This is a genomic window from Falsirhodobacter sp. alg1 (assembly GCF_000739715.2).
GTDB lineage: Bacteria > Pseudomonadota > Alphaproteobacteria > Rhodobacterales > Rhodobacteraceae > Falsirhodobacter.
In genome coordinates this window covers 1-24,231 of record NZ_BBJC02000003.1, presented here as the reverse complement: position 1 = coordinate 24,231, position 24,231 = coordinate 1, and the positions used below count along the sequence as shown (strand labels likewise).

18 protein-coding genes, 2 tRNA genes, 2 rRNA genes and 1 pseudogene are annotated in these 24,231 nt (G+C 60.6%); 11 read left to right on the top strand and 12 right to left on the bottom strand.

Features of this window, described 5'->3' with window-relative positions; all coding sequences use genetic code 11:
- Positions 1–62 precede the first annotated feature (62 nt).
- Complete coding sequence (locus tag TR36_RS06595; protein ID WP_370553369.1) at positions 63–389, top strand: arsenate reductase family protein; 327 nt, start codon at positions 63–65, stop codon at positions 387–389.
- On the opposite strand, the gene TR36_RS06590 is transcribed toward TR36_RS06595, so the two are convergent.
- The gene (locus tag TR36_RS06590; protein WP_045390850.1) at positions 390–596 is read right to left on the bottom strand and encodes a cold-shock protein; all 207 of its coding nucleotides are present in this window, start codon (positions 594–596) and stop codon (positions 390–392) included. It lies immediately after the preceding gene.
- Positions 597–780: 184 nt separating this feature from the next.
- On the opposite strand from TR36_RS06590, the gene TR36_RS06585 reads away from it, so the two are divergent.
- Together TR36_RS06585 and TR36_RS06580 are read left to right on the top strand one after the other, a co-directional pair.
- Positions 781–870 (top strand) — tRNA-Ser (locus TR36_RS06585).
- Between the two features lie 373 nt (positions 871–1,243).
- Positions 1,244–3,205 carry a bifunctional 2',3'-cyclic-nucleotide 2'-phosphodiesterase/3'-nucleotidase gene (locus TR36_RS06580; RefSeq protein WP_045390853.1) on the top strand — a complete coding sequence of 654 codons (1,962 nt, stop codon included), beginning with the start codon at positions 1,244–1,246 and terminating at the stop codon, positions 3,203–3,205.
- A gap of 57 nt (positions 3,206–3,262) precedes the next feature.
- On the opposite strand, the gene adhP is transcribed toward TR36_RS06580, so the two are convergent.
- The 4 genes from adhP to TR36_RS06565 are packed head-to-tail and all read right to left on the bottom strand — an operon-like array spanning position 3,263 to position 7,199.
- Positions 3,263–4,291, bottom strand: a complete 1,029-nt coding sequence (gene adhP, locus TR36_RS06575) for an alcohol dehydrogenase AdhP (RefSeq protein WP_045390856.1) — start codon at positions 4,289–4,291, stop codon at positions 3,263–3,265.
- A 55-nt stretch (positions 4,292–4,346) separates the two neighbouring features.
- Positions 4,347–4,466 (bottom strand): cytochrome bd-I oxidase subunit CydX, encoded by a 120-nt coding sequence (cydX, locus tag TR36_RS14755; protein WP_067397916.1) that lies wholly within the window; start codon positions 4,464–4,466, stop codon positions 4,347–4,349.
- Positions 4,467–4,477: 11 nt separating this feature from the next.
- The gene (gene cydB / locus TR36_RS06570) at positions 4,478–5,623 is read right to left on the bottom strand and encodes a cytochrome d ubiquinol oxidase subunit II (RefSeq protein ID WP_045390859.1); all 1,146 of its coding nucleotides are present in this window, start codon (positions 5,621–5,623) and stop codon (positions 4,478–4,480) included.
- Positions 5,624–5,627: 4 nt separating this feature from the next.
- Positions 5,628–7,199, bottom strand: a complete 1,572-nt coding sequence (locus tag TR36_RS06565) for a cytochrome ubiquinol oxidase subunit I (RefSeq protein ID WP_202814389.1) — start codon at positions 7,197–7,199, stop codon at positions 5,628–5,630.
- A 122-nt stretch (positions 7,200–7,321) separates the two neighbouring features.
- Between TR36_RS06565 and cydD the strand changes: the two genes are divergently transcribed.
- Positions 7,322–9,061: a thiol reductant ABC exporter subunit CydD gene (cydD, locus tag TR36_RS06560; protein WP_062762766.1), complete on the top strand. Its 1,740-nt coding sequence runs from the start codon at positions 7,322–7,324 to the stop codon at positions 9,059–9,061.
- Entirely contained in the window at positions 9,058–10,713 is a 1,656-nt protein-coding gene (gene cydC, locus TR36_RS06555; protein ID WP_045390868.1) for a thiol reductant ABC exporter subunit CydC, read from the top strand. Before cydD ends, cydC begins: the two co-directional genes overlap by 4 nt.
- Before the next feature lie 20 nt (positions 10,714–10,733).
- Here the strand turns inward: cydC and TR36_RS06550 are convergent, their stop codons facing one another.
- The 3 genes from TR36_RS06550 to TR36_RS06540 all read right to left on the bottom strand — a co-directional run bounded on the left by TR36_RS06550 (position 10,734) and on the right by TR36_RS06540 (position 14,003).
- On the bottom strand, positions 10,734–11,459 hold the full coding sequence (locus TR36_RS06550) for a Crp/Fnr family transcriptional regulator (protein WP_045391022.1): 726 nt from the start codon (positions 11,457–11,459) through the stop codon (positions 10,734–10,736).
- A 155-nt stretch (positions 11,460–11,614) separates the two neighbouring features.
- Positions 11,615–13,111 (bottom strand): acetyl-CoA hydrolase/transferase family protein, encoded by a 1,497-nt coding sequence (locus tag TR36_RS06545; RefSeq protein ID WP_045390871.1) that lies wholly within the window; start codon positions 13,109–13,111, stop codon positions 11,615–11,617.
- Between the two features lie 199 nt (positions 13,112–13,310).
- Positions 13,311–14,003: a GntR family transcriptional regulator gene (locus TR36_RS06540; protein WP_202814383.1), complete on the bottom strand. Its 693-nt coding sequence runs from the start codon at positions 14,001–14,003 to the stop codon at positions 13,311–13,313.
- Between the two features lie 175 nt (positions 14,004–14,178).
- Here TR36_RS06540 and TR36_RS06535 point away from each other — a divergent pair, with 175 nt between their 5' ends.
- From TR36_RS06535 to TR36_RS06510, 6 genes are read left to right on the top strand one after another with little or no spacing between them, the layout of a single operon-like run.
- Positions 14,179–15,462, top strand: a complete 1,284-nt coding sequence (locus TR36_RS06535; RefSeq protein ID WP_045390877.1) for a M20 family metallopeptidase — start codon at positions 14,179–14,181, stop codon at positions 15,460–15,462.
- A gap of 21 nt (positions 15,463–15,483) precedes the next feature.
- The gene (locus TR36_RS06530) at positions 15,484–17,040 is read left to right on the top strand and encodes an ABC transporter substrate-binding protein (RefSeq protein WP_045390879.1); all 1,557 of its coding nucleotides are present in this window, start codon (positions 15,484–15,486) and stop codon (positions 17,038–17,040) included.
- 57 nt (positions 17,041–17,097) lie between these two features.
- On the top strand, positions 17,098–18,045 hold the full coding sequence (locus TR36_RS06525) for an ABC transporter permease (protein WP_045390882.1): 948 nt from the start codon (positions 17,098–17,100) through the stop codon (positions 18,043–18,045).
- Positions 18,038–18,862 carry an ABC transporter permease gene (locus TR36_RS06520; RefSeq protein ID WP_045390885.1) on the top strand — a complete coding sequence of 275 codons (825 nt, stop codon included), beginning with the start codon at positions 18,038–18,040 and terminating at the stop codon, positions 18,860–18,862. Before TR36_RS06525 ends, TR36_RS06520 begins: the two co-directional genes overlap by 8 nt.
- A gap of 11 nt (positions 18,863–18,873) precedes the next feature.
- Positions 18,874–20,502, top strand: a complete 1,629-nt coding sequence (gene nikE, locus TR36_RS06515) for an ABC transporter ATP-binding protein (RefSeq protein ID WP_202814382.1) — start codon at positions 18,874–18,876, stop codon at positions 20,500–20,502.
- An 18-nt stretch (positions 20,503–20,520) separates the two neighbouring features.
- The gene (locus TR36_RS06510) at positions 20,521–21,759 is read left to right on the top strand and encodes a M20 family metallopeptidase (protein WP_045390891.1); all 1,239 of its coding nucleotides are present in this window, start codon (positions 20,521–20,523) and stop codon (positions 21,757–21,759) included.
- Positions 21,760–21,790: 31 nt separating this feature from the next.
- Here the strand turns inward: TR36_RS06510 and TR36_RS06505 are convergent.
- The 4 genes and pseudogenes from TR36_RS06505 to TR36_RS15740 all read right to left on the bottom strand — a co-directional run.
- Positions 21,791–22,946: pseudogene (locus tag TR36_RS06505) on the bottom strand (IS3 family transposase).
- Positions 22,947–23,270: 324 nt separating this feature from the next.
- Positions 23,271–23,347, bottom strand: a tRNA-Met gene (locus TR36_RS06495).
- A gap of 70 nt (positions 23,348–23,417) precedes the next feature.
- Positions 23,418–23,532, bottom strand: a 5S ribosomal RNA gene (rrf, locus tag TR36_RS06490).
- Between the two features lie 113 nt (positions 23,533–23,645).
- A 23S ribosomal RNA gene (locus TR36_RS15740) occupies positions 23,646–24,231 on the bottom strand; the annotation flags it as partial.

Below are 24,231 nucleotides of genomic sequence, written 5' to 3'. Positions count from 1 at the left end.
AGCAATCCTTTATCCGCGGGCAATGGTCCGCAGGCAAATCGTTACAATTTTATGAGGTTGCAATGGGTCTGACCGTTTATGGCATCAAAACCTGTGATACCTGCCGCAAGGCCGTAAAGGCACTGTCCGACCAGAATGCCGTTCTGCACGATATCCGGGCCGAACCGCTAAGCGCCGCGGAATGGCAGGGTTTGCTGGATAAATTCGGCGATTCGCTTGTGAACCGCAAATCCACTACATGGCGGAGTTTGTCCGAAACAGACCGCGCGGCCCCCGCACTGGATCTGTTGATGGCGCATCCGTCGCTGATGAAACGCCCGGTCATCAAACAGGGGGACAAGCTGTATATGGGCTGGTCCGAGGAAACCCGGACCGCCCTGTCGGTTTGATTACAGCAGGCGCAAATCCCCTGCGGAGGACCGGCCGTCCCGTCCGGATTGAAGCTCGTATCCGATTTTCTGGTTGTCATTCAAGGCAGTAAGCCCTGCACGCTCCACCGCAGAGATATGTACGAATACATCACTGCCGCCATCATCGGGAGCGATGAAGCCAAAACCCTTAGTGCTGTTAAACCATTTTACGGTACCCGTCGGCATCACGCCCTCCTTCTAGACCCGGCACGAGCGGTCATTTTCCGCCTTGCCCGGACCAAGGATGCCGCAAGTTCACGCAAAATCAAGTGTGCATGACGGCCACCGCAAAATAATCATCAATTCTGCTGGTTTATCCTACGAAATGTCCTTGAACATTCCCCGGCACACGGGATATGGACACCGCTACGGAGAGGTGGCCGAGTGGTCGAAGGCGCACGCCTGGAAAGTGTGTAGGCGGGGAACCGTCTCCAGGGTTCGAATCCCTGTCTCTCCGCCATTACCCCAGCATTCAGCATGACCAGCAGCGCATGAATTCGGCTGTCTCTATAGGGCGCAATCTTGCGGATCGCGTGGCATGGCTATGCGCAACAGGGCAGATTCCGTAGCATCCTATGCAGACATGACCATGTCTGCCCCTGCCCCGACGATAGCACCATGGCAGGTGGCAAGAAAAACAACTCTGGATTATTTTCTGCGCAAATCCGGATATATGCAGGCTGCTGTCATAAAATATTTGCTATAATTTGTGCAGTACGTGCACGGTTAACGCTGCCTACGTAACGACATTTGCCACTTGTGGCCTTCGCAGTTGCGATCCGGAGCGGCTTGTCCCTAATTTTGCCAAAACCATATCGTCCAGAGGATCCGCCATGCCCATGATTCTAAGCCGCCGCGCCCTTCTTTTGACTGGGGCTGCAGGTGCGGTTACCCTGCTACACCCCTTTACAGCGCGGGCTGCGGCGGGTCAGGCCCATTTGCGCATCCTTGCCACGACCGATCTGCACTGCAACGTCCAACCCTATGACTATTATGCCGACAAGGCCGCCGATACCCTTGGTCTTGCCCGTACCGCCACTATTCTGGAAGGGCTGCGGGCCGAGGCGGCAAACAGCCTGACGGTTGATAATGGTGATTACCTTCAGGGTAACCCGATGGGCGATTGGGCGGCACATGGCGGCATGGCCGACGGGGATCTGCACCCGGTTATCGCCGGAATGAATGCGGTCGGCTATGATGCAGGCACATTGGGCAACCATGAATTCAACTACGGCATGCCGTTTCTGGAGCGTGTGAATGCCGGCGCGGCATTTCCCATTGTCTGCGCCAACTTTGCCCGCACGTTGGGTGATACGCCCCTGCAGGATGATCTGTGGGCCAAGCCCTATGTGATGCTGGAACGCGATCTGGTGGATGGCGATGGCAAATCCTATCCGGCGAAAATCGGGATCATCGGGTTCGTGCCGCCGCAGATCATGCAATGGGATCGTGCAAACCTGGAAGGGCAATACGCCACCCGCGACATCATCGAGGCTGCGGAAGCATGGATTCCCGCCATGCGGTCCGAAGGGGCCGATATCGTGATCGCCCTTTGCCATTCGGGTATCGACACTGCCCCCTACGGGGCGCGCATGGAAAATGCGGCCTATCATCTGGCCAAGGTTGACGGCATCGATGCCATGATTACCGGCCATGCCCATTCCACCTGGCCTTCGGACAAATACGAAGGTGAAGGGATGGACATGTCCAACGGTCGCATCCACGGGGTACCTGCCGTCATGGCCGGGTTCTGGGGTTCGCACCTTGGTGTGGTGGACCTGATGCTGACCCATGATGGAAACCGCTGGAAGGTACAGGAGGGCGAATCCGCCCTGCACCCGATTTCGGAGCGCGTTGATAGCAAGAATGTGGCGCTGGTGTCCGATTATGCCCCCGCGATAGATGCGACAGCCACCGCCCATGCCGCAACGCTGGATTATATCCGCGCCGAGGTCGGACGCACCGATGCGCCGTTGCACAGCTATTTTGCCCTGGTCGCCGATGATCCGTCCGTCCAGATCGTCAGCCTTGCGCAAAGCTGGTACGTGACCAAGATGATGCAGGGGACCGAGCATGAGGGTCTGCCGATCCTGTCGGCAGCCGCCCCGTTCAAGGCTGGTGGCCGCAACGGCCCCGATTACTATACCGACGTTCCCGTTGGCCCTGTTGCAATCAAGAACGTCTCCGACCTCTATCTGTATCCCAATACGCTATGCGCGGTTCGGATCAACGGGGCCCAGCTCAAGGATTGGCTGGAGCGTTCGGCCGGGGCCTTCAACCAGATCACCGCAGGCGCCGCCGATCAACCGCTTCTCAACATCGAATTCCGGTCCTATAATTTCGATGTCATCGATGGTGTGACCTATCGCATCGATCTGACACAGCCGTCGCGTTTCGACATGGACGGAGCAATGGCCGATGAAACGGCAAATCGGATCACCGACCTGAAGTGGAATGGCCAGCCGGTTGCGGCAGACCAGGAATTCATTGTGGCCACGAACAACTATCGTGCGGCGGGTGGTGGCAGCTTTACCGGCGCGGACGGCAGCACGATCATTCTGCAGGCGCCCGATGCAAACCGGGACATCGTTGTCCGCTACATTGAGGAGCAGGGTACGATCAGCCCTTCGGCAGATGCAAACTGGACATTCGACAGTGCCGATGGTGCGACCGTCCTGTTCGAGACAGGCCCGAAGGCCGTCACCTATCTGGAGGATATCCGGGCCCGCGGCATTACGCTGGATCATGTCGGTCCGGCCGAAGGCGGGTTTGAGACATTCCGCATCACGCTGTAACCACGGCACACGACAAAAAGGCTCGCGTTCAGGACGCGAGCCTTTCCTTTTCACGGATCAGGCAAAATCCAGCACGATACGGCCATCGATCTTGCCCGCCTGCATTTTGTCGAAAACATCGTTGATATCATCCAGCCGGGCCGTGGCGGTATGCGCCTTGACCAGCCCGCGCGCTGCAAAATCAAGGGATTCAGCCAGATCGAGCCGTGTCCCCACGATAGAGCCACGGACCGTGATCCCGTCCAGAACCATGTCGAAAATCGGCAGGGGAAACTCTCCCGGTGGAAGGCCGTTCAGCGCAATGGTGCCACCCCGCCGCGCGAATTTCAGCGACTGGCCGAACGCCTTGGGCGAAACCGCAGTCACCAGAACGCCATGCGTGCCGCCCCCGGTTTCCCGGCGGATCGCCTCGACCGGATCAACCTCGCTTGCATTGACAGTCACTTCGGCCCCCAGCTCTTTGGCCAGGGCCAGCTTTGACGGGTCGATATCCACCGCGGCCACATGCAGGCCCATCGCCTTGGCGTATTGCACCGCCATATGGCCCAGCCCCCCGACACCGGAAATGGTCACCCATTCACCGGGCTTGGCATCGGTCACCTTCAGGCCTTTGTACACGGTCACACCGGCGCACAGGACAGGGGCGATATCGACAAAGTCGATGCCTTCGGGCAGGTGGCCGACATAGTTCGGATCCGCAAGCACGTATTCCGCAAAGGCCCCGTTGATGGAATAGCCCGAGTTGAGCTGCGCCTCGCACAGGGTTTCCCAGCCGCCCAGACAATGCGAACAATGCCCGCAGGCGGAATAGAGCCACGGCACGCCGACCCGGTCCCCTTCGCGCACATTGGTGACACCGGCACCCACGGCCACCACATGCCCCACGCCTTCGTGGCCCGGAATGAACGGCGGCTTCGGCTTTACCGGCCAGTCGCCGCGCATGGCGTGCAGATCGGTGTGGCACACCCCGCAGGCCTCGACCTTCACAAGAATTGTTCCCGGTGCAATTTCGGGAATATTGGCCTCTTCGATCACAAGAGGCTGTCCGAACTCCCGCACGACGGCGGCCTTCATGGTCTTACTCATTCCTGTCTCCTGAAGCTGATGTGATAAGGGCCGTCTTACGGGCCGGGCCGATGTCTCAACGTGGCTGCGATGCCTGTTCCTTTCGTTTGTCCTCACGGATTTCATACCAGATCGCGTTCAAAATTGCGAAGGTGCAGGCAAGGCCGAGGCCGAGGACCCAGGAAAAATACCACATGGAAAACTCCGTCAGTATGCGTTCGGATTGCGGGCGATCGTGTCAGACGTGACGGTGCCGCGCATGACCCAGAACACCCAACTGGTGTAGACAAGAATAAGTGGCAGGAAGATGACCGTCGCCCCCAGCATGATGAACAGGGTCAGATGGCTGGAGGAGGCATCCCACACCGTCAGGCTGGCCTCCGGGATCAAGGATGACGGCAGCAGGAACGGAAAGAGCGAGAGGCCAGCCGTGGCGATGATCCCGAAGATCGCGGTCGCCGATGACAGGATTGCAATCCGCCCCCGTCGCTGGCCAAGGGCGATCCATGCAACCAGTAGCCCCGCCAACGCCAGAACCGGTGCAATCATCATCCATGGATGGGCAGAGTAATTGGCAACCCATGCCCCCGTTTCCCGGGTCACGGTTTTTGCCAGCGGGTTCGACGGCCCCATATGGTCCTGCACGCTGGTGACACGGTATCCCTGCAAGGCATAGGTCACCCATACACCCCCGATGATGAACAACAGGGCCGCGGCCCCTGCGCCCATGCGGGCGAACATGCGGCCACGTTCAGCCATGGGCCCGCTTGTTCGCATCGCGATCAGCCCCCCACCGTGGGCCACCAGCATCGAAACGCTCAGCAGGCCGCACAGCAGCGCAAAGGGGCGCAAAAGGCCGAAGAATGTCCCCTCGTAATAAGGGCGCAATGTGCCATCCAGTCCGAAGGGTGCCCCCAGCAGCACATTGCCAACCGCCACACCAAAGATCAGCGCGGGAACAAATCCGCCAATGAACAGCGCCCAGTCCCAGACCGCCCTCCAGACGGGATGAGTGATCTTGCCGCGGAACTTGAATCCGACAGGTCGAAGGATCAGCGCAAACAGGATGGCGATCATCGCCAGATAGAAGCCCGAGAAGGATACCGCATATAGCGCGGGCCAGGCGGCAAAGATCGCACCACCGCCCAGCACCAGCCACACCTGATTGCCCTCCCATGTCGGGCCCATCAGGTTCAGCAGAACGCGGCGTTCGTCATCCGTGCGGGCCGCAAATGGCAGCAGCGTTCCCACCCCCATATCCAGACCGCCCATGATGGCAAATCCGATCAGCAAGCTGCCCAGAAGCAGCCACCAGATGACCCGCATCGTTTCATAATCAAGAGGAAGATTCATGGTTTCAGCCCTTTGCGGTGACAGGCAGAATGCCGTCCGGCGTATGTGTGACAAGATCCAGCGGAGATGTGGTGCCCGGCCCTTTCCTGATCGCGCGGACCATCAGGATGACCATGACGATCGCCAGCAGGGTATAAAGCACGATGAAAAAGGTGAGCGAGATGACCAGATCCCAGAATGTAAGGCCCGATGCCGCATAGAACGTGGGCAGCACCCCTTCGATCGCCCAGGGCTGGCGGCCGTATTCGGCCACGACCCAACCCGCCTCGATCGCGACCCAGGGTAGCGGCAGGCTGAACAGCGCAATCTTCAACAGCAGGCGACTCTCGCCCAGCCGATGGCGCGTGGCCACGACAAAGGCCACTCCGAAAAACAGGATGAAGAACAGCCCCAGCGCCACCATCACGCGAAAGCTGATGAACAGCACCGGCACATCCGGAACCGTATCCAGGGCCGCCTTGGCAATATCCTCGGGCGTCGCATTCTCCACATCGGTCCGATATTGCTTTAGCAGCAGCGCATATCCCAGATCACGCCAATGGTCATCGAATGTGGCCCGTGCAGCCTGATCATCGGGGTTGGCGCGAATGGTTTGCAGCGCGGAATAGGCCGTGATCCCGCTGACGATCCGTTCGCCCGCCCGCTCTACCAGATCCAGAATGCCCGGAACCTCGGTATCAAGGGATCGGGTTGTCATCAGTCCCAGAATATAAGGGATCTTGATCTCATAGCTGTTGCCCCCGTCCCCCGGCAGCGCGATCACCGTCAGGCCGGCTGGGGCCTCTTCGGTTTCCCACATCGCCTCCATCGCGGCAATTTTCATCTGCTGGTGTTCGGTTGCGACATAGCCGCTCTCATCCCCCAGGATGACCACAGACAGGGCGGAGGCAAGGCCGAAGCTGGCCGCAACCGCCATCGACCGTTTTGCCAGATCGATATGACGGCCCCGCAGCAGGAAAAAAGCGCTGATGGCCATGACGAACATCGCCCCCGCCACATAGCCCGCACTGACGGTATGCACGAATTTGGCCTGCGCGACGGGGTTGAACAGGACGGCCATGAAATCCGTCACCTCCATCCGCATCGTATCGGGGTTGAAACGGCTTCCGACGGGGTTCTGCATCCACCCGTTCGCGATCAGGATCCACAATGCCGAAAAATTGGCGCCTAGCGCCGTCAGCCATGTAACCATCAGGTGCCCGCGGCGGGACAAGCGATCCCATCCGAAGAAGAACAGCCCGATGAAGGTCGCCTCCAGGAAAAACGCCATCAACCCCTCGATAGCCAGAGGCGCCCCGAATACGTCGCCTACGTAGTGGCTGTAATAGCTCCAGTTCATTCCGAACTGGAATTCCATGACGATGCCGGTCGCCACCCCCATGGCAAAGTTGATGCCGAACAGGGTTCCCCAGAAAAAGGTCATCCGCCGCCAGATCTCGCGCCCCGTCATGACATAGACGCTTTCCATGATCGCCATGAGAACCGAAAGCCCCAGCGTCAGGGGTACGAACAGAAAGTGGTAAAGAGCTGTCGCTGCGAACTGCAGCCGGGACAGGTCGACGATTGTCATGTCGATCATGGGGGCATCCTGCGATTGCGCCGGAACGTCCGGCTGTGGTGCCCTCCTATCGCCAGAATGCGCGGCGCGGTTTGATCCAGATCAAGGTCGGGGAGGCAAATGCCCCATAGATCAACCTGATGATGGAAAAACCCCTCCCCCNGCCCGCTGATGCTGCCCGCTGGATGATGCGCCTGCGCACCGATGGCGGGGCGGCATTATGGATCTCGCTGATACTGCCGGTACTGTCTGGCTGCGCGCTGGTCGTGCAGGCCTCCCTGTTGGCACAGGTGCTGGGTCGTGCCATTGCCGATCATGCCCCCCCTGCCGAACTTGTGGCCCCCATCGGCATGATCGGTCTGCTGGTCGTGTTTCGCGGTATTCTGGGGGCCATGGGCGAACAGGCGGGAAGTATCGCGGGCGCAAGGATCACGACGCTTTTGCGGTCATCGTTGTGCAGCCGGATGCTGGCCCAGCGCCCCGAATGGACCGCATCACGCGCCTCGGGTGCATTGAACGCCACCATCGTCGATCAGGTGGAGGCTCTTGACCCGTTTTTCGCCCGTTTCCTGCCCGCGATGATACAGGCCACGCTGCTGCCCCTTGCCTTTGCTGTTGTCGTACTGCCGGTTGACTGGATTGCCGGCCTGCTACTTCTGATCACCGCCCCCCTGATCCCCTTGTTCATGGCGCTGGCGGGCTGGGGCGCCGAGGCGGCCAAGAAAACCGAGGCGCAGGCCTTTGCCCGGCTGTCTGCCCATTTTGCAGACAGATTGCGCGGTTTGCTGACGTTGAAGTTGTTCGGTCGCGAGGATGCCGAGACCGCCGCCGTTCATTCCGCAAGCGACGCTTTGCGGGAACGCACGATGAAGGTGCTGCGTATTGCGTTCCTATCCTCGGCCACGCTGGAGTTCTTTGCCGCGCTGGGCGTGGCGGGCGTGGCCCTTTATGTGGGGCTCAGCTTTCTGGGCATGGTTGATCTGCGGGCCGGAATGCTGCCCCTTCAGGCGGGCCTGTTCTGCCTGCTGATGGCGCCGGAGGTTTATAACCCCCTTCGTACCTTGGCCGCGCATTACCACGATCGTGCCGGGGCCAAGGCCGCTGCGGAACTGATCCTGACAGAGTTCGCGACCGTCGACCGGAGCGCCGCAGCGCGCACCCCGCAACGCCGCCATACGGGGCCGACGCTGGTCCTGCCGCTCGCCCTGCGGGATGTTTCTCTGGTTCTGCCGGATGGCAGCTTCATCCTGCAGAATGCCTGGTGCGACGTTCCGCGGGGCACACATGCTGCCTTGGTAGGGGCCAGCGGATGCGGAAAATCCAGCCTGCTCAATGCCATTGCCGGGCTGCGCATATCCGGCGGCGAAATTGCCCTGAACGGTATCTCCATCGCCGAACTGCGGGCCGAGACCATCCGTTCGCAGGTGACCCTGATCGGGGCGCGTCCACATCTGTTCGAGGGCACGATTGCCGACAATATTCGCCTTGCACGGCGGGAGGCATCTGATGCCGAAGTTCTGGCCGCCGCACAACGGGCACAGGTCATGGCGTTTGCCTCGGCCCTGCCCGCGGGGCTGGATACGCGCATCGGCGATGGTGGCCTTGGCCTGTCAGGAGGTGAAGTGCAACGTATCGCGCTCGCCCGCGCATATCTGCTCGATACGCCAGTCCTGCTTCTGGACGAACCCACCGCGCATCTGGACCGCGCTACCGAGGCACGCGTGCTGGATGGCCTGATGGAATATGCCGCGAACCGTACGTTGATCGTGGCCACCCATTCGACGGCACTTACAGAGCGGATGAGCCATGTCATGCAGTTGCATGATGGTCATCTGTATTTCACCCCCCGCCTTGCACCGGCACTGGAGGCCGCGTCATGATCGCCTTGCTGGAATTTGGCGGGTTTCTTCGGCCGTATCTGGGGCGGCTTGCCCTGTCATTGGGGCTGGCGGTGGTGACGGTTCTGGCCGGGGTTGCGCTCCTGGGGGTATCCGGGTGGTTCATTACGGCTGCCGCCTTGGCCGGAGGTGGCGCCGCGTTCAACCTGTTCGTGCCGTCATCCCTTGTGCGGGGGCTGTCAATGCTCCGCATCGGGGCGCGCTATGGTGAAAAGCTGACGGGGCATGATGCGGTCCTGCGGCTGCTGTCCGACCAGCGGGCATGGCTGACATCGGTTCTGTTTCCCCGGTTGCCCCTGTCCCGTCAAAGCCCGCGCCATGGCGATCTGGTGGCCCGCCTGACGGGGGATCTGGATGCGCTGAGCATGGTCTTGCCGGTCATGGTCGGGCCGTTGATCGCATCCCTTGCCGCAGGCCTTTCGGTCACGGGCCTTCTGTGGATGTTCCTGCCCGAGGCAATGCTTCCGTTTGCGCTTTGCTATTTCGTTGCCGCCGCCGGAATACCGCTGGTTCTGATACAGGCGGTGCGCGGACCCGGGCGTGAGGTGGCCCAGCTGACCGCCGATCTGCGGATGCTGGTGTTCGATGGCATCCGTGGCCATGCCGATCTTCTGGCATTCGGGGCCTGCAGCAGCCATCAGGACATGTTCGATCATGCCAACAACTGCCTGCAACATGCCAAACGCAGGCTGGCGGCACGCAACGCCTGCGCGGCGGGGGCAATCCATATCCTTGCAGGGGCCGCGATGCTCATCGTGCTCTGGTCGGGGCTGCAGGCTTTGCAGCAGGATGCTATCGGTGGCGCGGCGATGGCAGGTATGGTCCTTGCCACTCTTGCCGGATTCGAGGCCCCGCAGGCGTTGGTACGCGGATTGGGCCGCTTCGGGCAGGCCGTTGCAGGGGCCGAACGGCTGGCTGCCCTTGCCCGAACCCGGCCTGCCGTTACCGATGTGCTGCTGCCGCAACTGGCGCCTGCGCAATCCGATCTGCATCTGCATGACGTAGGTTTCCTGCAGGACGGGCGGGTCGTGCTGAACGGCATCACCCTGCATGTTCCACAGGGGCAGCATGTGGCCATTTCCGGCCCCAGTGGCGCGGGAAAAACTGCGCTGCTGCAACTGTTGCTGCGTTTGGCAGACCCTTCGGCCGGAAAAATCACCCTTGGCGGGGTAGATATCTGCCAGCTGCGTCAGGCCGATCTGCACAGCCGCCTATCCTGTCTGGAGCAGAATGCGCCCGTGTTTCTCGATACCATTCGCGGAAACCTTCTGATTGCGGCACCTGATGCCACCGATCAGGATCTATGGCAGGCGCTGGCCGATGCGCAAATTGCCGATTGGGTGAAAACGCTGCCGGCAGGCCTGGATACCATGATGGGAGAGGCGGGCAGCAGCCTGTCCACGGGTCAGGCACGGCGTCTGTGTCTTGCCCGCTCTCTCCTCTCTCCGGCACCGGTGCTGCTGCTGGATGAACCGACTAGCGGGCTGGATCGCCCCACCCAGATGGCCTTTTTACGGGATCTGACACGCGCTGCCACCGGCCGCACGGTCATCATGATCACCCATGCAGATCTGCCTGCCGACCTCTGCCTGCGCCGCCTTCATCTGGCGAACGGCCATCTGATCGAAGGATGACGGAGAATGATGCCACACCCTCAGCCGCAGCGCGCCAGCAGGGCAGCAAGATCGGGGACCGTAACACGGCGTACCCCTTCGATGCTGATGACACGGTCGGCCCGCAACTGGGAGATCTGCCGCGACACCGTCTCGATCGTAAGCCCCAGAAAATCGGCAATATCGCCGCGGGTCAGCGGCAGGTCGAACACGCTCAGTCCCTGCCCTTCGGTTGTAGGGTCGATATGCGTGGCGATCAGATACAGAAAGCTGGAAACCTTCTCGGCGGCAGTCTTGCGCCCCAAAGTGACCATCCAGTCCCGAGCCTCGTCCAGTTCCCGCAGCGTCTGCTGCATCAGCCGATGCTCCAGCGCGGGATTTTCCGCGATCATCCGTTCCAGCGCCCCCTTGCTGACACGGCACAGCTCCACATCGGAGGCCGCCTCCATGGAAACCACACTTTCACGGCTGAACAGGCGCCCCATGAAATCCGGGGCAAACTGCAGGCCCACAATCTGCTGGCGGCCATCCTCAAGGATTTTGGTCAATTTCACCACGCCACGCATGACATTGGCATAGCTTTCAACGGGCATCGCCTCGGCTGCAAGTTCCGCACCTGCGGCATGATGCACGATGCGGGTCTGGCGGGCCAAGGTGACGAGTTCGCTTTCCGTCAGCGCGCCGCACATTCCCTTGTGCCGCGCCTCGCAGCTGCGACACACCAGCGGCACCCCCGCCGTGTGGATATCAAGACGCTTTTCTTCCATGGACCCGTTCTGCATGCATTGACTTTACGGGTAACAGGCAAGGTGGCTTGCACGCAAGTTTTGCAGTCACCACCCTCATCGCAGAACCGCCCCGCGCCGGGCGGCCGTCAGGGCGGGCAATCCACCCGCCCCATTCGTTTCCGTCAGTCCTGCGCCTACTTGCGGCGCATCGTACCGGTTTCGGCGCGGCGGACATGCCATGCAAAGGCCTCGGCCAGCAGATGCGGGGTCTGTCCACCCGCCTGTTTGCAGGCACGTTCGAAATAATCCATAGCCTCCTCGCGGAATGCCGGGTCCATGCAGTTCGCGATCATCAGGGGCGCCCGCTCTCGCGGGGTGAGGCCGCGCAGGTCGGCCAGACCATGTTCGGTGACGATGACATCCACGTCGTGCTCCGTATGATCCACATGCGAAACCATCGGCACAACGGTGGAAATCGCGCCGTCCTTGGCTGTGGAACGGGCGACGAATACCGACATATAGGCGTTCCGTGCAAAATCGCCCGATCCGCCCAGACCGTTCATCATATGCGTCCCGCTGACATGGGTAGAGTTGATGTTGCCGTAAATATCGCATTCCAGCGCGGTATTGATGCCGATGATCCCCAGCCGCCGGATAACCTCGGGGTGGTTGCTGATTTCCTGCGGACGCAGAACGATCTTGTCCTTGTATTCGGACAGCCGCTCTCTGAACCGCTCGGCGAACGGGGCGCTGAGGGTGATGGAAGAGGCCGAAGCAAAGGTCATCTTGCCCGCGTCGATCAGCTCGATCGTGGAATCCTGCAGCACCTCGCTATACATCGTCAGGCCGTGGAAGGGGCTGTCGATCATGCCCTGCAGCACCGAATTGGCGATGGAGCCGATGCCCGCCTGCAGGGGCGCCAAACTGCGCCCGAGGCGCCCCGCCTCCACCTCCGCTTCGAAAAACTTGATGAGATGGGTGGCAATGGCCTTGGTCGCATGATCCCCCGGCTCGTTCGAGGACGGGCTGTCAGTTTGCCCGGTGATCACGATCGCCGCAATCCGCGAGGGTTCTATCGGGATGGATTTCAGGCCGATCCGGTCATCGCATTTCATCACCCCGATCGGTTCGCGGTGGGGGCGGCGCGAAGGGATATAGATATCGTGCAACCCCTCCAGCTCCAGCGGCTGGTTCAGGTTGATTTCCACGATCACCTTTTCCGCAAGGATCGCAAAGGTCGCCGAATTCCCGACCGAGGTCGTGGGCACGATACTGCCGTCCTCAAGGATTGCGGTCGCCTCGACGATGGCCACGTCGATCGGCCCCATCTGACGCGAACGCAGCATCTCCACCGTTTCGGAAAGGTGCTGGTCAATGAATGAAATCTCACCACGGTTGATGGCGGCACGCAGCACCGGGTCCACCTGAAAGGGCAGACGGCGCTTGATCACCTTGGCTTCGGTCAACAGCTTGTCGATATCATTCCCGAGCGAGGCCCCCGTCATCAGGGTGATGCCGAACGGATGGCTTTGCGCCCGCTCTGCCATGGCCAGGGGGACGGCCTTTGCCTCGCCTGCGCGGGTAAAGCCGCTCATCCCGACGGTCATACCGTCCGTGACAAGACGCGCTGCCTGATCGGCCGACATAACTGCGTTCATCAATGACGGGCGGCGGATGCGGTGTTGATACATTCGATTTGACCTTTTTCCTCGACAGAGTCCTCCGACTCTGATGGCACTAGATCAAACCGGGCCGGTTGATAGAAGTCAAATATCGGAAAATGCTGGAATAAACAGCGCCCCAAGCGTAGGGATTCCGGCAGATACGGGGGCATTTTCGTAACGGAATGAAGCGGATAGGCCAGCCTCGGGGCTGCCACCCCTGGCCCGATCAGTGGATTTCATTGATATACACGTCATCCCTGGTAAAGGCGCGGTGGCGGTTCAGCAGCAAGGGGCGTGCCATTTCGTCATATGCGATTTCGTTCAGCACCAGAATGGCCGAAGGGTCCGGAAGCTCCAGTACCTCACGATCAACCTCATCGGCCAAGGAAGCCTCCACCTGCTCACGGATCGCGGATATCTTGAGCCCGTATTCATTCCACAGCATGAAATAGATCCGGTCGGGAATATCGGCGGGGTTCGACGGAAAATTGGGCACAAGATGCGCGGGAATGATGATCCGTTCGTGCATTACCGGCCTGCCCTCCACCACACGCAGACGGTGAATCTCGTGCACATCACCGGCCTCCTTCAATTCCAGCCGCGTCATCTCGGCAGGCGTTGCCGGGCGCAGGCTATGGCCCAGCATCCGCACGACCGACGTCTGCAATGCCCCGCCCCGGGAATGCAGCCGAAAGTAGTTGTAGACGAAATGCAGGGAATGATCCGGCGTCCGGCCCGTGACGACCGTACCGGTCTTGCGCCGCCGGACCAGCATTCCACCGGCGGTCAGATCGCCCAATGCCCGGCGCAGCGTGCCGACGGATACCCCGAATTCCTGCGCCAAGGCGATCTCGGCGGGCAGGATTGTTCCTGTGGGCCAAACACCTGTCTGGATGCGCTCGGTTATCTTATTCGCCACCGCCTGATAAATAGGCAGGTGTAGGTTGGTGCTGCCGTTAATCTGATCTCTCCGAGTATGAACCGCCTCAGGCGCCGGTTTTTCCTGAATCTGTACGCTTTACCGTTGACGTCAAGATCAATAGGCGGCCTTTTGCTATAAACTTTATAGTAATACAGAAATAGCCGGAGGTGGAATGGCAGTGCGGGACGCACATATCGAGGCGATGGAGCTGATTGACGCCCAACTGGATCTGGCCGTGGCAGACCTTGCCGGCATGATCGAAACAGATACGCAGTTTCCTCCCGGCGCCGGTTATGATGCGTTTGCAACCGTAATGGATGCTGTCGTTCGCCCTTTGGGCATGGATACCTGCCGTGTCACCGTTCCCGAAAACCTGTGGCATGTTCCGCGTGGCCCTGCCCGGGGGCAGCGGGTCAACCTGATCGCCGATTGGCCCGGGGCGGCCGACCTGCCCGTGTGCAGCCTGTATTTCCACGTGGATACGGTTTGCGCAGCCAATGGCTGGACCAGATCGCCATTGGCGCTGACCGAAGAGGACGGCGTGCTTTACGGGCTGGGAACCGCAGACATGAAAGGGGCCATTGCTGCGGCTGCGCATGCGCTGCGCGTGGCACGTCAGGCCGAGGTGCCGCTGGCCTACCGCCCGCAGTTGCTGCTCTGCACCGATGAAGAGGGCGGGCTGTACCCCGGCATCCGCTATCTGGCCGAACAGGGGCTGATCGATGGGCATCTGGTGAATTTCAACGGCTCTGCCGGGCCGCGGATCTGGGGGGGCTGCTTTGGCAGTTTCAATTTGCAGATCACCGTGACGGGCGTTGCCGCCCATGCTGCCGACCGTACGAAAGCCAGCGTGAACGCGATAGAGGCGGCCCTGCCGATGATGCAGGCCATTCAGGATCTGCGCCCTGCCATTGCGGCACGGGTTTCGGCGCTGCCGGCACCCCCGGGCGCCCCGCCCCTTGCCCCGCAGATTGCCCTGACCGTGGCAGGTGGAGGGACCTGTGGCGGGCAGGTTCCCGACAGGTTCACCTTCGTGGTTTCCCGCCGCTACGCCCCCGAGGAAGATTTCGCATCTGCCCGAACCGAGATCGAAGATGCGCTGCGGGCCGCCTGCCCCGCCGGCGCGCGGATGGACATCGACCTGATCGGGCACCTGATTCCCACCGCCGATCCCGAAGGGCCGCATTACCCCCGCTGGATGCGCGCGATGCAGGCAGGCTTTGGCTATGCGGCCACGGATTTTGTCAAATACGGGGCCGCAAGCGCCTCTGACAGCGGATATGTCCAGCAGGCAGGCGTGGCGCAGGAAGTGATCCTGAGCGGCCTGATCCGCCCGACATCCAACGGTCATGGCCCCGAGGAACATACGACACGGGCCGACCTTGCCGCGCTGGCGAAAACGATCCTCTGCTATCTGTCGGCCGATTTCGCGCCTGACCTCAATCCAGACACATAACGTCCAACAACGGAGCCGAACATGCCCTTCAACCGCCGTGCCTTCCTTGGATCCACTGTTGCCGCAACCGCCCTGGCTGCCGTATTTCCACGCGTCAGCCTTGCCCAGCCCACGCCCGAGGCGGGCGGCACGCTGCGGGTTGCCGTCGATCAGGCCGTCAGTGTCCTGCATCCGCTGCTGACGCGGGTAAACCCCGAATACCTGACGGCAGAGCTGCTGTATTCCGGGCTGACCCGCCTGGGCCGCGACATGCTGGCCGAGCCGGATCTTGCCCTGTCGTGGGAAGGAAACGAAGATCTGTCGGTCTGGACGTTCAACATCCGCCCTGATGTCACCTTTCATGACGGCACCCCCTGCACCGCCGATGACGTGGTCGCCAGCTTTCAGGCCATCCTGAACCCCGACCTGTCCTCCCCTGCGCGCAACAACGTGGGCCCGATCGACAAGGTAGAGGCGGTCGATGCGACCACCGTCCGCTTTACCTTGACATCGCCCTATGCCGATCTGCCCGTGGCGCTGGCCTACAACAACGCACGGATCATTCCCGCGTCGGTCATTGCGGGGGATTTTGACAGCCTGCGCAGCACGGCCAACGGTACGGGGCCGTTCCGTCTGGTATCCTACGAACCCGACCGCATGGTCGTGGTAGAAAAGAACCCCGACTATTACGATCCCGCACGTCCCTATCTTGATCGGGTAGAGCTGCATGTCTTTCCGGATTTCGGGGCACAGGTCTCGTCGTTGATGGCGGGTGATATCGACATGATCTCCACCCTTGGTCCGAACGATTTCCTGCGGCTGGACGGGCAGGACGGGATCGACGTTCTGCGGTCTGAATCGGGGCAGTTCTGCAACGTGAACTTCGGCACGGATATTGCCCCGTTCGATGATCCGCGCGTGCGGCGTGCGCTGGCCCTGACCGTGGACCGCGATGCCATGGTCGATTTCATGACCGAAGGCTTTGGCACCAAGGGCAACGATACCCCGCTGAACAGCTCCTACCCCTTCTTCAAGCCGTTGACGCAACGCGAACAGAACATTGCCGAAGCGAAGGCGCTTCTGGCCGAGGCTGGGCTGCCCGACGGGTTCGAGGCGGAACTGGTCGCCTCCGACCGGCCGGCAATCCGGACCCAATTGGCCGTCGCGCTGCGGGAAATGGCCAAAGAGGCGGGGATCACCATCAATGTCATTACGATGCCCCATGCCACCTATCTGGATCAGGTCTGGACCAAGGGTGCGTTCTATGTCGGCTTCTACAACATGCAGCCTACGCCGGACGGCATCCTGAAATTGCTGTTCACCTCGGACGCGGCCTGGAACGAGACGCGCTGGAACAACTCGGATTTCGATGCACTGGTGAACCGCGCGCGCAGCACGCTCGATACGGCCGAACGGACGGACCTCTATACCCAAGCACAGGCGATGATGAATGACGAGGTACCCTCGATCATTCCCGCATTCTTTGATGTGCTGGGCGCGAAACGCACGTGGATGCAGGGGTATGACATCCATCCCCGCGCCTCGGTCTTCCGTCTGGACCATGCATGGCTGGATGCATCGGCACCGACCAAAGGCTGATCCCAACCCACAACGGCCTGCCCCGATACGGGCGGGCCAAACGACAGGATTTCCTCCGTGTCAGCGAGCTATATTCTCAAGCGCGTCGCGCTTACGTTCTACACGCTATTCGTCGTGTCCGTTCTCGTGTTCGGGATCACGCAGATCCTGCCCGCGGATGCGGCGGTGATGATGCTGGGCGAAAATGCCACCCCCGAGGCGCTGGAGGCATTGCGCCAGCAGATGGGCCTGAACGATCCGGTCTGGCTGCAATATCTGCATTGGGCCGGCGGCGTGATCCGATGGGATTTCGGCATATCCATGCGGACCGGCCAGCCTGTCGGCCCGGCGCTGTTCTCGGCGCTTGGCACATCATTGACGCTGGCGGTTCTGGCGCTGGCGCTGATGCTGGTGCTGGCCGTTCCCATGGGCATCATCGCGGCGGTGCGGCGGGGCAAGCTGGCCGATCTGGCGGTCGGGTTCCTGTCCTATGTCGGGGTGTCCCTGCCCGAATTCGTGACGGCCACGCTGGCGGTGCTGCTGATCGCGGATTTCTGGGGATGGCTGCCGCCTGCCGGATACATTCCGCTGACGCAGGATTTCGTGGGGGGCATCGAGCGGCTGATCCTGCCGGTTACCGTCGTATCCGTGATGATGATCGCCCATGTCTCGCGCATGGTGCGGTCCGAGCTGGTGGACGTGATGCACACCGATTACGTGCGCGCGGCCCGTCTGAAAGGGCTCCACCCCCGGCGCGTGCTGTTTCGCCATGGGCTACGGAATGCGCTGCTGCCCACCATCACCATCGTTGCGCTGGATGTCGGATATCTGCTGGGCGGCGTCATCGTGGTGGAGGAAATCTTTTCCATCCCCGGCATCGGCCGTTCGCTGATGTCGGCAATCCAAGCCCGCGACCTGCCTGTTATCCAGGCTGGCGTGATGATCATGGCCGCCACCTATTCGATCGTGAACTTTGCCGCAGACCTTATGTATGCTTGGCTCGACAAAAGGATCCAGTATGACTGATTTTCTGGGCCGCCTTCTGCGGACACCACAAGGGTTTCTGGGATGTCTGATTGTCGGGTTGATATTCGTGGCCGTGCTGGGCGGTCATTGGCTGACCCCCTTCGGCCCCGAGGATATGCAGGCGCTGGCGCGCTATAAGGCACCCTCTGCGGAACATTGGCTGGGCACGGATCAATACGGCCGCGATATCCTGAGCCGCCTTCTGGATGGCGCCAGATCAACCGTTGTGATGGCCGTTGCCGCCACCGTTATCGGAACGCTGGGGGGCGCCATTCTGGGCACCGGTTCAGCCTATCTGGGCGGGCGTGCGGACGAGTTCATCATGCGAACGGTGGATGCCGTCATGGCCATTCCCTCGTTGCTGCTGGCGTTGCTGGTCGTATCGCTGCTGGGATCGAATTCGGCGAATGCGCTGCTGGCAATCGCGATCGCCTTCATGCCCAGCATGGCCCGTATCAGCCGTTCGGTCGCACTGACGGTGCGCAAGCAGGAATACGTCAGCGCCGCAATCGCGCGGGGCGAAGGCTCCGGCTATATCGTTCTGCGGGAAATGCTGCCCAATGTCATTGCCCCCATCGTGGTGGAAATGACGATCCGCGTATCCTTTGCCGTCATGCTGTTCGCTACACTGTCCTTTCTCGGCCTTGGCGCACAACCCCCCGCCACCGACTGGGGCCTGATGGTGTCCGAGGCACGGCAGTATCTGCACCGCTCCTACTGGATCCTGCTGTGGCCAAGCGCCGCGATCGCCCTGACCGCCATCGGCTTCAACCTTCTGGGCGACGGATTGCGCGACGCCCTGAACCCCCGCACCTGAAGGGCATGACCATGACCACATCATTGACCCCCGTGCTTCAGGTCAGCGACTATTCTCTGGCCTATCGTGCACCGCGCGGAAAAATTCCCGTCATCAACAATATCGATCTTACGATTGCCCGTGGTGAGATCCTCGGCCTTGTCGGCGAAAGCGGATCCGGAAAATCCAGCATGGCCAGTGCCATCATGCGCCATCTTCCCGGCAACGCCGAGGAAAACGCGGGGAGCATCCGCCTCGGCACTACGGATCTGCGGGCGCAGAACGAACGCGCCATGTCGGACATCCGGGGCCGCCGCATGTCCATGGTGTTTCAGGATCCGGCGACATCGCTGAACCCGACCCTGCGGTTGGGCGAACAACTGGCCGAGGTGCTGATACGCCATCAGGGCATGACCACCGCACAGGCATGGCGCGAGGGAGAGGCGCGACTGGCACAGGTGGGCCTCAAGACCCCCGCCGAGATGATGCGCCGCCTGCCCCATGAGGTATCCGGCGGAGAGAAACAGCGCGTGGTGATTGCCACCGCCTTTGCCTGCAACCCCGAACTGATCATCTTCGATGAACCGACGACCGCGCTGGACGTGATCACCGCGCGCCAGATTCTGGATCTTTTTGCCGAATTGCAGGCCCAGACCGGAGTGGCCTCCCTCTATATCTCGCATGATCTGGCACTGCTGTCCCAGACGGCGAACCGTGTGGCGGTGCTGCAAAAAGGTACGGTGGTGGAGCAGGAGGAGACGGTCAGACTGTTTCGCGCGCCCAACCACAGCTACACCAAGGCCCTGATCGCCGCCGCCCCCGACCCCGACAAACGTCTGGTCCAACCGCTGGAAGAATCCGGCACACCGCTCGTATCGGTGCAGGACCTGTCGGTCAAATTCGGGCGCAAATCATGGGTGGACAGCTTGCTGCGCCGGGATTTCCAGCCCGTGGTAGGTAATCAGGCCATAACGCTGGACCTGCAGCCCGGCGAGGTTCTGGGAATTGTCGGGGAAAGCGGTTCCGGCAAATCGACGCTTGCCAAAGCCATGACCGGGCTGAACCGTTTTGACGGGCTGATCGAATTCGATGGAAAGCCCGTGCGCGGCCTGTCCGATATGGACCGCGGTTATCGTCGCGATGTGCAGATCATATTTCAGCACCCGGATGCATCGCTCAATCCGCGCCAGCGCATCTCGGAAATTCTGGGCCGGCCGGTCCGGCTTTATGGCGGCAGCGGCAACCCGCGCGAACGGATCAAGAGCATGCTGGAGCGGGTACGCCTGCCCGCGCATTATATCGACCGCTTTCCGCATGAGCTTTCGGGCGGAGAGAAACAGAGGATTGCCATCGCGCGGGCCTTTCTGTCGAACCCCCGGCTGGTGATCTGCGATGAAATCACCTCGGCGCTGGACGTGTCGGTACAGGCATCGGTCATTGATCTGCTGATGGAACTGCACCGCGATACCGGCGCCGCCTATGTGTTCATTACCCATGACATCAATCTGGTGCGCCAGATCGCCCACCGGATTGCCGTAATGTACCGCGGTGATCTGGTGGAGATTTCGGATGCCGAACGTATCACCGATCCCGACCGTGCGGATTACACCCGCGCGCTGCTGGCGGCTGTTACCCCGCCTGCCTTTACCCACAGCTTGTAATACCCCAAGGACGCCAAGATGGACCGCAAAGCCCTGCTCGACAGTATCGACGAAAAAGCATGCCTCGATCTGATTTCGATGATGGTGCAGCATAAGACCTATTCCGAAACCGAAGGCGAAACCGTGCTGGTCAAGCGCATGGTCGAGGAAATGGATGCAATCGGCGTCAACGCCCATGTACACGCCTTTGGAGAAAAGGGCCGCTGCAATGCGATCGGCACGCTGAAGGGCACCGGTGGCGGGAAAAGCCTGATGTTCAACGGGCATCTGGACACCAACCCCGTGACCGAGGGCTGGACTGTCGATCCCTGGGGCGGACTGGTCGATGACAAATTCATCTACGGAATTGGTGTGTCGAACATGAAATCATCCGATGCGGCGTTCTTCTGCGCCGTCCGGGCGATACAGCAGGCCGGCATTCGCCTGAAGGGGGATGTCGTCCTGACCTATGTGGTGGGCGAACTGCAAGGCGGGGTCGGCACCGAAGCCGTGCTGCGCGACGGGCTGCGCGCAGATTATTTCATCAATGGCGAACCCAGTGATCTGGTGGCTGTCACGATGCATTCCGCGGCGCTGAAATTCCAGATTGAATTGACCGGCCATACGCGCCACCTGTCAAAGCGCGAAGAGGCAGTAGATGCTCTTGTCGCAGGTTGCGATCTGGTTGGCCGATTGAATGCGATGACCTTTACAGGTGCAGCAAGCGACGAACATGCCTCGGTAAACCGCTGCCACGTCGGGGTGTTCAAGGCCGCCCTTGGCCGTGATCTGGAAGAATGGCGCCCGCCGCAGGTGGCCGATGTCTGTATCCTGAAGGGATCGTCGCGTTACGCGCCCGGCCAGACCCGCGAGGGTGTTCTGGCGGACATGGAGGTGGAGCTGTCCCGTTTGCGGGACCGCTTCCCCGGCCTGCAGACGAAGCTGATTTCCATGGACACGATGCAGGAAAAAGGCCTTGCACTGATGCCCCCCTTCGAGGTGAAGAAAGACAGCAGGATCGTGGCCGCCATCAATGCAGCCTACAAAGAAGTCCTGGGCACCGAGCAGCCGACCGGAGCGATCACCCCGACGCGGTTTTATGGTTCGGATGCCGGGCATCTGTACGAGCTTGGCGGGATGGAAGGGATCGTCTGTGGAAGCGGGGGACGCTACAACACCATGCCCGACGAACGCGTTGATATCGTCGACTACATTGCCCTGATAAAGGTCTACATGCTGACAATCCTGAATATCTGCGAGATATCGGAAGAAGCTTGAGGTTATTTGCCTCTAACGTTGCCCCCAACTTTTATCCAGCATGAGCGAGGCTCCGGGTTTGAGTTTTGCCGATTTGGGAGGGGTGGGCAACGGGGGCTAGCGCGGAGCTTTGCGGATTACGCAGCGTCAGGCCCCGTTGCGAGGCGAAGGTTTGGGCAAACTCGGCTGGGGTCTGCCAGTTGAGGCGGGAGTGGGGGCGTTCGGTATTATAGTCCTTGCGCCAAGCGGCCAGCGTCATGCTGGCATGATGCACGACGGAGCAGGGTCTCGTTCAGCAACTCATCGCGCAAGCGGCCGTGGAAGCTTTCGATGAAGGCAAGTCTCGGGTCGGCTTGCCGGGCGCGATATAGTGCCAGTCAGACTTGCGATCATCCACGAACTTCAGGATCGCGTTCGAGGTGAACTCAGTTCCGTTATCGCTGACAATCGTTTGGGGCTTGCTGAGGGCATTGAACAGCGTCGCCAGCTCACGCGCCACCCTTGCGCCTGAGAACGAAGTATCCGCGATCAGGGCCAGGCACTCGCGCGTGCAGTTATCGACCACGGTCATGATCCGGAACCGACGGCCATCCGTCAGCTGATCGGGCACAAAGTCCAACGACCAACGTTGATTCGGCATCAGCGGCAGTACCATCGGGGCCCGCGTGCCGATCGCCCGCTTGCGCCCGCCCCGGCGCCGCACATGCAACTGCTCCTCGCGGTAGATGCGGAACAGGCGTTTGTGGTTCACCTCATGACCCTCACACCGCAAAAACACATGCGCCGCCGGTAGCCGAACCTGCGGCGCACCTTGGCCAGTTCGTTCAGCCGCTCCCGCAACACAGAATCATCCTGTCGGACCACCTCATAGCGCATGGTCATCCTGCAACAGCCAATCACCCGGCACGCCCGCCGTTCGCTCATCCAGTGACCCTGCACAAGATGAGCGACGCTTGCCGCTTCGTGGCAGGCGTCACCATTTTTCCGAGCAGGTCTTTCAGAGCCGGAATTGTCCAACATGGCGTCGGCGAGGAGCTTTTTCAGCCTGCCGTTTTCGTTCTCAAGCGCCTTCAGCCGCTTCGCCTCGCTGACATCCATTCTACCATACTTGGCTTTCCATTTATAGACAGCTGCATCGCTGACCTGTGCTTGCGGCATAGATCGGCCACGGAAATCCCGGCCTCGTGCTCCTTCAAAATGCCAATAATCTAGTCTTTGGTAAATCTGCTGCACTTCATCTCTAGTCTTTTCGCTTGGGCCAGAGTCTATCTCAAACTGGATTAGCTGCAGGGGGCGACGTCACCTCGTCTGCATCGTGCTAAGGACGGAGCGATGCAGATCAATGATCTAACTCAGCCCTTGTGCATTTCACTTTGCAGAGTGTGAACCTGCATGCGCTGTCAGGCCCGCGTTCACGAGCTGACGCTTTACGGCGCCCTCGTAGGGATCCTGTCCTTGAGCCTTGGTTCGGATCTGTTGTCCGAACATCAAAAAACCTCCCAATGACGGGAGGTTTCGGGAAGTGTATATTTTGGTTGCGGGAGTAGGATTTGAACCTACGACCTTCAGGTTATGAGCCTGACGAGCTACCGGGCTGCTCCATCCCGCGCTGATTGCGCTACATTTGTATTTTTTGTGCGCTTTTTTGATTTCGTTTTGAGAGAAGGGGTTCTTACTAGGTCTGGCGGTGACCTACTCTCCCACGTCTTGAGACGCAGTACCATTGGCGCGACGGCACTTAACTGCCGAGTTCGGGATGGGATCGGGTGTTTTGCTCGTGCTATGACCACCAAACCAAGGAAGAACCCCACCTGTATTTTTGCGATACAGGGGGKTTTNACAACATCAGGAACGCTTTGTTCTCTGTTCAAGTCGGTGCTTTTGATTGATCTTGCTTTTTTCTGGATCAAATCAAGCCTATCGGGCAATTAGTACCGGTCAACTGAATGCATTGCTGCACTTACATCTCCGGCCTATCGACGTGGTGGTCTTCCACGGCCCTCAAGGGAGACCTTGTTTTGAAGGGGGCTTCCCGCTTAGATGCCTTCAGCGGTTATCCTGTCCGAACATAGCTACCCAGCACTACCGTTGGCACGATAACTGGTCCACCAGTGGTTCGTTCACCCCGGTCCTCTCGTACTAGGGGCAACTCTTCTCAAGTCTCCTACACCCACGGCAGATAGGGACCGAACTGTCTCACGACGTTCTAAACCCAGCTGATTACACCGAGGTGCGCGCCCCCATCAGCGGCACGATCGGCCGCGCCACGATCACCGAGGGGGCCTTGGTGTCGGCGCAGACCGACGTGATGGCCACGATCAATCAGCTTGATCCCATCTATGTCGATTTCACCCAATCCACGTCCGAAGTGCTTAACCTGCGCAGGGCAATGGACGCGGGGCAGCTTGCGGCCACCGCCTCGGGTCAGGCGTCCGTTTCCCTGGTCTATGATGACGGCAGTGATTACGACCATTCCGGCCGGCTGCTGTTTTC